A 7,644-nucleotide genomic window follows, 5' to 3' on the forward strand; every position below is an offset into this window, starting at 1 on the left:
CACAAACTAGCGGCCTGGCAGGTACACGAGGCAAGGCGGGGGACGATTACGGCGTGGCCCGGCCCGTGGGCCGTCCGTCGCGTGGGGCGGGCGATAATCGGCGGTGTGAGTGAGGAACCGCGTACCGAGCAGTCCGAGGGCACCGCGCCGGGGCCCCGGCCCGAACCCATCCGTTTCTTCGGGACGACGTGGGTGGAGCACACGGACGGGTACGGGCTCCGCCGTGCCGGGGTCGCGGTCGGCTCGCTCGCGGCGGCAGTCGCGAGCTGCCTGGTACTGCGCTTCGCGTACCAGGGCCTGGAGATCGCGGACGTGGGTTCGTTTGTGAACCTGCTGGTCGTGGTCATGTTCGCCATCTGCAGCGCGATCGCCTTCCGGCGCACGTGGGAGGGGTTCGGCAAGCGCCACGACCCGCAGCAGGTGGCGTCCATGCGCAGCCTGATGACGATCGGCTTCATCGGCTCGCTGCTCGCGTACTTCTTCCGCTCCCTGAAGGAGGCCCCGGGCGAGAAGCTGCACCGCGAGGAGTACGAGACGGCGCGCGAGCAGTACGCGAAGCGCACGACGCGGCGGACGGGCAACCCTTCGAAACGCAAGCGCCGCAAGTGACGGGCGACTGAAGATGAGGGGATGACGCACCCGGGCCCCGCATCCTCCTCCGCCGGCTTCGCCCTCTCCTTCGACTCCGTCGCCTCCCAGTACGCCAGGGCCCGCCCCGGCTACCCGCCGGAGCTCTTCGCCCTCGTCGAGGAGCTGGCCGCGGCCCCGCTCGCGGGTGCCACCGCGGTCGACGTGGGCGCGGGCACCGGCATCGCCACCCGTCTCCTGCGCGACCGGGGCGCCCACGTCATCGCCGTCGAGCCCGGTCCCGCCATGGGCGCGCGGCTGCGGGCGGCCCTGCCGGGGGTGCCGCTGCTGCGGGCGTCGGGCGACGCCCTGCCGCTGGCCGACGCCTCGGCGGACTTCGTCACGTACGCCCAGGCCTTCCACTGGACCGACCCGCTCCGCTCGCTGCCGGAGGCCCTGCGGGTCCTGCGCCCGGGCGGCGCCCTCGCCCTGTGGTGGAACGTGCCCGACCCCGACGTGGCCTGGGCCGCCGCCCAGGAGGCCCGGCTGCGGGCACGGCTGCCCGGCTATCACGCGCACGGCATCACGGGCGAGGCCGCGGAGATCATCGACCGCGTCGTCCCCGGCCTGGACCCGGTCCACACCCGCCTGCACTGGACGCGGCAGGTCCCGGTCGACGTCCACCTCGCCCACCTGGGCAGCCGCTCGTACTTCGCGACGCTCGGCCCCGAGCGGTCCGCCGCCGTCCTGGCGGACGAGCGCGCCCATGTGCTCGGGCACTTCCCGGACGGCGTGGTGGAGGAGGCGTACGCGCTGGACGTCACGGTCGTACGCAGTGCTCGGCGCCGGACGCGCGGTGCGTGAACGCGCGCCCTGCCACTTCCCGCATCCGCCACTTCCTGCATCCGCTTCTTGCCGTATCCGGTTCGCCGTACCTGGTCCTGCTGTAGCTCGTCCTGCTGTAGCCCGTCCTGCCGTAGCTCGTCCTGCCGTATCCGGGCACGAGAACGTCCCCCGAACGACGTCGAGCCCTTGACGCCGCCCACTCACCCGCGCGCATAATCATCACATGATGAATATTTCTCCTCCGGCCCGTGCCCCCGCCACAGCCACCACCGACCCGGCCATCCACGCCCGGTCCCTCACCGTCGTACGCGGCCACCGCACCGTCCTGCGCGACCTGACTTTCACCGTCCCGCGCGGCCAGATCACCGGACTCCTCGGCCCGTCCGGCTGCGGCAAGTCCACCCTGATGCGGTCCGTCGTCGGCACCCAGGCCAAGGTCACTGGCACCCTGAACGTCCTCGACCACCCCGCGGGCACCCCCGCCCTGCGCTCCCGCGTCGGCTACGTCACCCAGGACCCGTCCGTCTACGACGACCTGACGGTCCGCCAGAACCTGGACTACTTCGCCGCCGTCCTCACCCCCGGCCCCGGCGCCGCCGCCCGCCGCCACGAGGACGTCACCCGCGCCATCGCCGACGTCGACCTCACCAGCCACGCCGACGCCCTCGCGGGCACCCTCTCCGGCGGCCAGCGAAGCCGCGTCTCCCTCGCCGTCGCCCTGCTCGGCACCCCCGAACTCCTCGTCCTCGACGAGCCGACCGTCGGCCTCGACCCCGTGCTCCGCCGCGACCTCTGGAACCTCTTCCACACCATCGCCGCCGACCGCGGCACCACGATCCTCGTCTCCTCCCACGTCATGGACGAGGCGGAACGCTGCCACCGCCTGCTCCTCATGCGCGAGGGCGAGATCCTCGCCGACGACACCCCGGCCGCCCTGCGCTCCCGCACCGGCACCGCAACGGTCGAGGAGGCGTTCCTCCACCTCGTCGACGAGGCCGCCCGAGCACCCCGCCCCTCCGGGAGCCCGCAATGAATCCGTACCGCACCCTCGCCACCGCCGCCCGCGTCCTGCGCCAGCTCCGCCACGACCCCCGCTCCATCGCGCTGATGATCCTCGTCCCCTGCGTGATGCTGCTGCTCCTGCGCTACGTCTTCGACGGCAGCCCGCGCACCTTCGACTCCATCGGCGCCTCCCTGCTCGGCATCTTCCCGCTGATCACGATGTTCCTGGTGACCTCGATCGCCACCCTGCGCGAACGCACCTCCGGCACCCTGGAACGCCTCCTCGCCCTGCCCCTCGCCAAGGCCGACGTCATCGCCGGCTACGCCCTCGCCTTCGGCACCCTGGCGATCATCCAGTCCGCCCTCGCCACCGGCCTCGCCCTGTGGGGCCTCGGCCTGGACGTCACCGGCTCCGCCTGGCTGCTGCTCCTCGTCGCCCTCCTGGACGCCCTGCTCGGCACGGCCCTCGGCCTCTTCGTGTCGGCCTTCGCGGCCTCCGAGTTCCAGGCCGTCCAGTTCATGCCGGCCGTGATCTTTCCTCAGCTCCTCCTCTGCGGCCTGTTCACCCCCAGGGACCGGATGCACCCCGCCCTGGAGGCCATCTCCAACGCCCTGCCCATGTCGTACGCCGTCGACGGCATGAACGAAGTCCTCCGCCACCCCGAGATCACCGGCGACTTCGTCCGCGACGCCGCGATCGTCACCGCCTGCGCCGTCCTCGTCCTGTCCCTGGGCGCCGCCACCCTCCGCCGCCGCACGGCCTGACCGCACGATGCGAGGATGGCCCCCGAACGTCGCACCCCCGGGAGGCCTCCGCCCATGAGCCAGACGCGCAAGCCGAGCCAGAAGGCCAGCCAGAAAGTCGCCGTCCTCGGCACCGGAAAGATCGGCGAAGCCCTGCTCAGCGGAATGATCCGCGGCGGCTGGGCCCCCGTCGACCTCCTGGTCACCACCCGCCGCCAGGAACGCGCCGACGAACTCCGCACCCGCTACGGCGTCGAGCCCCTCACCAACGCCGAGGCCGCCAAGCGCGCCGACACCCTGATCCTCGCCTGCAAGCCCCAGGACATGGCCCGCCTGCTCGACGAGCTCGCCCCCCACGTCACCCGCGACACCCTCGTCATCAGCGCCGCCGCGGGCATCACCACCTCCTTCATCGAGGAGCGCCTGGGCGACGGCACCCCCGTCATCCGCGTCATGCCCAACACCCCCGTCCTCGTCGACGAAGGCATGTCCGTCATCTCCGGAGGCAGCCACGCCACCGCCGCCGACCTGGCCCACGCCGAGGACATCTTTGGCGCCGTCGGCAAGACCCTCCGCGTCCCCGAGACCCAGCAGGACGCCTGCACGGCCCTGTCCGGCTCCGGCCCCGCGTACTTCTACTTCCTGGTCGAGGCCATGACCGACGCCGGCATCCTCCTCGGCCTGCCCCGCGACAAGGCCCACGACCTCATCGTGCAGGCCGCGATCGGCGCCGCCGTGATGCTCCGCGACAGCGGCGAACACCCGGTGAAGCTCCGCGAGAACGTCACCTCTCCCGCGGGCACCACCATCAACGCCATCCGCGAGCTCGAGAACCACGGGGTGCGCGCGGCGCTCATCGCGGCCCTTGAGGCGGCCCGCGACCGCAGCCGTGAGCTTGCCTCCGGCAACAACAGCTGATTCCTCCCCCCTTAGTGTTCGGTTGCCCGACGCCGGGGTTCGGGGGCTGCCGCCCCCGGCCCCCCGCCATCGGCCTTCGGCCTCGTCCTCAAACGCCGGACGGGCTGATTGCCCCGCCGCCCGGGCTGACTGCCCCGAGCACGTCGTTCGTCGTCACGACCCGGGCGAAGCCGCCGCCGTGCAGTGACACCGCCGTCGCCTGTGCGAGCTCCTCCGCGGTGCGGTGCCAGCCGAAGGGGCCCTCCAGGTCGAAGGTGTACGTCGCGTCGAGCGCGAACAGCACGTCGAACCCGAGGTTCCCGCCCATCCGCGCCGTCGTCTCCGCGCACATGTTGGTCTGGATTCCGGTCACCACGAACTGCGAGATCCCCGCCTCCTTGAACCAGGCCGCCAGATCCGGCGTCCCGTAGAAGGCCGAATTCACGCTCTTCGTCACGAGCAGCTCGCCACCGGCCCCCTTTCCACGCCGCCGCTCGACGTACTCCTTGAACTCGTTGCCCGCGTACCCCGCCCGCAGCGGCGAGTGCGGCTTCGGCGAGTCGTGCCGTACGAACACGACCGGCCGCCCCGTCGCCTGCCACGCGTCGATCAGCGAGGCGATGTTGTCGTCAGCCCCCGGATTGTTCCGCGCTCCCCAGAACTCCTCCTCCTCGAAGCCCTTCTGTACGTCCACCACGACCAGCGCTGCGTTCTCTGCGATCTCCATGACTGGAATGCTGCCGCCCCCGAGCACCCTGTCCCAGAGGTTCAAAAGTCACCGATCGATGGTTTACTGCCACCGTGCCCACACCCGGACCGCCGACCACCGCGCCCACACCCCCTGACCCCGTGCGCCCCCAGCGCATCGCCCTGCTCGCCTTCCCGGGCATCCGCGCCTTCGACGTCTCCGTGATCACCGAGGTCTGGGGCGCCGACCGCACCGACCGCGGCGTACCCCCCTTTCAGCTGCGCCGTGTCGCCGCCGACCCCGCTCCCGTCCCCATGCGCGGCGGCCTCACCCTCACCCCGGACCGCACCCTCTCCTGGCTGACCCGCCTGACCGGCAGCGACCTGATCGTCGTCCCCGGCCTGGACGATCACCTGACACCCGCACCACCCCCGCTCCTCGAGGCCCTGCGCCACGCCCACTCACGCGGCCTCACCCTCGCTGCCCTGTGCGGCGGCGCCTTCACCCTCGCCCAGGCGGGCCTCCTCGACGGCCTCCGCGCCATCACCCACTGGAACCTCGTCGACCTCCTGCGCACCCATCACCCCCTCGTCGACGTCGTCCCCGACGCCCTCTTCATCGAGGACGACAACATCTGGACCGCCGCGGGCACCGCCGCCGGCATCGACCTGTGCCTGCACCTGGTCCGCACGGCACACGGCTCCGAAACCGCCGCGACGATCGCCCGCTCGATGGTCACCGCCCCGTTCCGCACCGGCGGCCAGGCGCAGTTCATCGAGCACCCCACACCCCGTGCCGACCGCGACGCCGACGCCCTGGCATCCGTCCGCGAGTACGCCCTTCGTCACCTCCAAGAACCGCTCACCGTCGCCGACCTCGCCGCCCGGGCGGGCATGTCGGCGCGCTCCTTCGCCCGTCACTTCACCTCGGCGACCGGCACCACCCCCCTGCGCTGGCTCCTCGACCAGCGCGTCGCCGCCGCGCAGAAGCTCCTGGAGCGCACCGACCTGCCCATGCCCGAAGTGGCACGCCGCGCGGGCTTCGGCAGCGAGATCACGATGCGACAGCACTTCGCCTCGCGCCTCGCCACCAGCCCCCGCGCCTACCGCGCCGCGTTCACCGGCACCCCAGCGGGCACCGCGGGCTCACTCACCTGACCTACCTCGTCCGCCGGCGTCCCCACGGGCACCGCAGGCGCGGGAGGCAGCAGCCCGACCGCCCGATAGGCGGCATCGACCGTCGGCCGCGACATCCCCCGGGCCCGCTCGGCCCCGTCCCGCAACACCCCCTCCACATACGCGGAATCCGCAACAAGCTCCTTGTGCCGCTCCCGCACGGGCCGCAGCAGCTCGACCACGGCCTCGGCCGTGTCCCTCTTCAGCGCCCCGTACGACTCATATACACCGCTCAGCTCCGCTGGGTTCCCACCTTCGCAAGCAGCGAGGATCTCCAGCAGATTCGAGACTCCCGGCCGTGCCTCGCGGTCGTACTCGACCTCGCTGCCGCTGTCCGTGACCGCCCGCATGATCTTCTTGCGCACGGCGTCCGGCTCGTCGAGCAGATAGACGATGCCGGCCCCGGACCCGTGGGACTTGCCCATCTTCGACGTCGGGTCCTGCAGGTCCATCACCCGCGCCGCCACCTCGGGCCGCGTCGCGCGCGGCACCACGAAGGTCTGCCCGTACCGCTGGTTGAACCGCACGGCCAGATCCCGCGTCAGCTCCACATGCTGCGTCTGGTCGTCACCGACCGGCACCTCACCGGCCCCGTACGCGAGGATGTCCGCCGCCATGAGCACGGGATACGTGAGCAGCGAGAGCCGCACGCTCCCGCCCCGCGCCCGCTCGATCGCGGATTTCTCCTTGTACTGGATCATCCGCCGCATCTCGCCGTCGTTCGCCACGCACTCGAGGACGTACGAGAGCCGGGCGTGCTCGTCGACATGACTCTGTACGAAGAGGGTGCACCGTTCGGGATCGATGCCCGACGCGAGCAGTAGCGTCGCCGCCTGCCGACTGAGCCGGCGCACCCGGCCGGGATCGTGCTCCACGGTCAGGGCGTGCAGGTCGACGACGCAGAACAGCGCGTCGGCCCGGTGCTGATCAACCTCTGCCCAGCGCCGAATGGCACCCAGGTAGTTCCCCAGGGTCAGATGCCCGGTGGGCTTGATCCCACTGAAGATCCGCGTCATCTCTGCTCTCCACCTCCAGGACGGGGCCGCCGGCCCGGCGGGGCTCAGGTCCTCCGGAGGGAGATACGCGAACGGCCGCCGAAGCGGCGGCCGTCGAGTGCATACGTGAGTACGGCCGCCGTCAGGCGGCCCACCACAGCTGGGTGCACGTACGCGTAGTCATGTCCCCACCGTAGCGCTCTCGACCCAGGTCCGGACCGGAGTTGACACCCCCGGGACCGGAACGTAGTGTTCTCCGAGTTGTCCGACGTGAGCGCCGACCCTGGTCGGTCCCCGGACAGCCATTCCGCAAGAACCATTCACGTGATCGATGCGCAGCCCCGCCGTCTTCGACGGAGGGTCGTCGTCGGCTCGTTTACATGCGCTTTTGCGAAATGAGGAATCCGCGTTCGAAGGAACGCCCCGGATTAGCCCGGGAGCCGAGATTCCGCTAAAGTCTCACTCGTCGGAACGGCCGCCACAACGGCCGAGAAGACACTGCATTAAACATCCGGCTCCGCCGGGTGGCGGTTGACTGGGAGTCAGGCCCGAAAGGATCTGATAGAGTCAACACCGCCGGAAAGGGAAGCGCGAAAGCGAAGACCTGAAAGGCACCGAGGAAATCGGATCAGAACGGGAAGCCGGAAAGATCTGATAGAGTCGGAAACACGAAATACCGAAGGGAAGCGCCCGGAGGAAAGCCCGAGAGGGTGAGTACAAAGGAAGCGTC

At 71.0% G+C, this 7,644-nt stretch carries 8 protein-coding genes; 6 read left to right on the top strand and 2 right to left on the bottom strand.

The annotated features are described in order from the left end of the window. The first annotated feature begins 105 nt into the window (after positions 1-105). From ACFWZ5_RS31760 to proC, 5 genes are all read left to right on the top strand, one after another. Positions 106-609, top strand: coding sequence for an EamA/RhaT family transporter (locus ACFWZ5_RS31760; RefSeq protein ID WP_384799189.1), 504 nt, complete (start codon positions 106-108; stop codon positions 607-609). 21 nt (positions 610-630) lie between these two features. Continuing rightward, the gene (locus ACFWZ5_RS31765; RefSeq protein ID WP_384799186.1) at positions 631-1,431 is read left to right on the top strand and encodes a class I SAM-dependent methyltransferase; all 801 of its coding nucleotides are present in this window, start codon (positions 631-633) and stop codon (positions 1,429-1,431) included. 205 nt (positions 1,432-1,636) lie between these two features. After that, on the top strand, positions 1,637-2,446 hold the full coding sequence (locus ACFWZ5_RS31770) for an ABC transporter ATP-binding protein (protein ID WP_384799183.1): 810 nt from the start codon (positions 1,637-1,639) through the stop codon (positions 2,444-2,446). Beyond that, positions 2,443-3,180 (top strand): ABC transporter permease, encoded by a 738-nt coding sequence (locus ACFWZ5_RS31775; protein WP_384799180.1) that lies wholly within the window; start codon positions 2,443-2,445, stop codon positions 3,178-3,180. The genes ACFWZ5_RS31770 and ACFWZ5_RS31775 overlap by 4 nt, the downstream gene beginning before the upstream one ends. 54 nt (positions 3,181-3,234) lie before the next feature. Beyond that, positions 3,235-4,077: a pyrroline-5-carboxylate reductase gene (gene proC, locus ACFWZ5_RS31780; protein ID WP_384799177.1), complete on the top strand. Its 843-nt coding sequence runs from the start codon at positions 3,235-3,237 to the stop codon at positions 4,075-4,077. Positions 4,078-4,165: 88 nt separating this feature from the next. On the opposite strand, the gene ACFWZ5_RS31785 is transcribed toward proC, so the two are convergent. After that, a complete protein-coding gene (locus tag ACFWZ5_RS31785) occupies positions 4,166-4,783 on the bottom strand; it encodes a cysteine hydrolase family protein (protein WP_384799174.1) in 618 nt (205 codons plus the stop codon). 137 nt (positions 4,784-4,920) lie between these two features. On the opposite strand from ACFWZ5_RS31785, the gene ACFWZ5_RS31790 reads away from it, so the two are divergent. Next, on the top strand, positions 4,921-5,901 hold the full coding sequence (locus ACFWZ5_RS31790; RefSeq protein ID WP_384799223.1) for a GlxA family transcriptional regulator: 981 nt from the start codon (positions 4,921-4,923) through the stop codon (positions 5,899-5,901). Here the strand turns inward: ACFWZ5_RS31790 and trpS are convergent. Next, positions 5,847-6,935: a tryptophan--tRNA ligase gene (gene trpS / locus ACFWZ5_RS31795; protein WP_384799171.1), complete on the bottom strand. Its 1,089-nt coding sequence runs from the start codon at positions 6,933-6,935 to the stop codon at positions 5,847-5,849. The genes ACFWZ5_RS31790 and trpS overlap by 55 nt on opposite strands. Positions 6,936-7,644: the final 709 nt, after the last annotated feature.

The organism is Streptomyces sp. NPDC059003 (genome assembly GCF_042740445.1).
Lineage (GTDB): Bacteria > Actinomycetota > Actinomycetes > Streptomycetales > Streptomycetaceae > Streptomyces.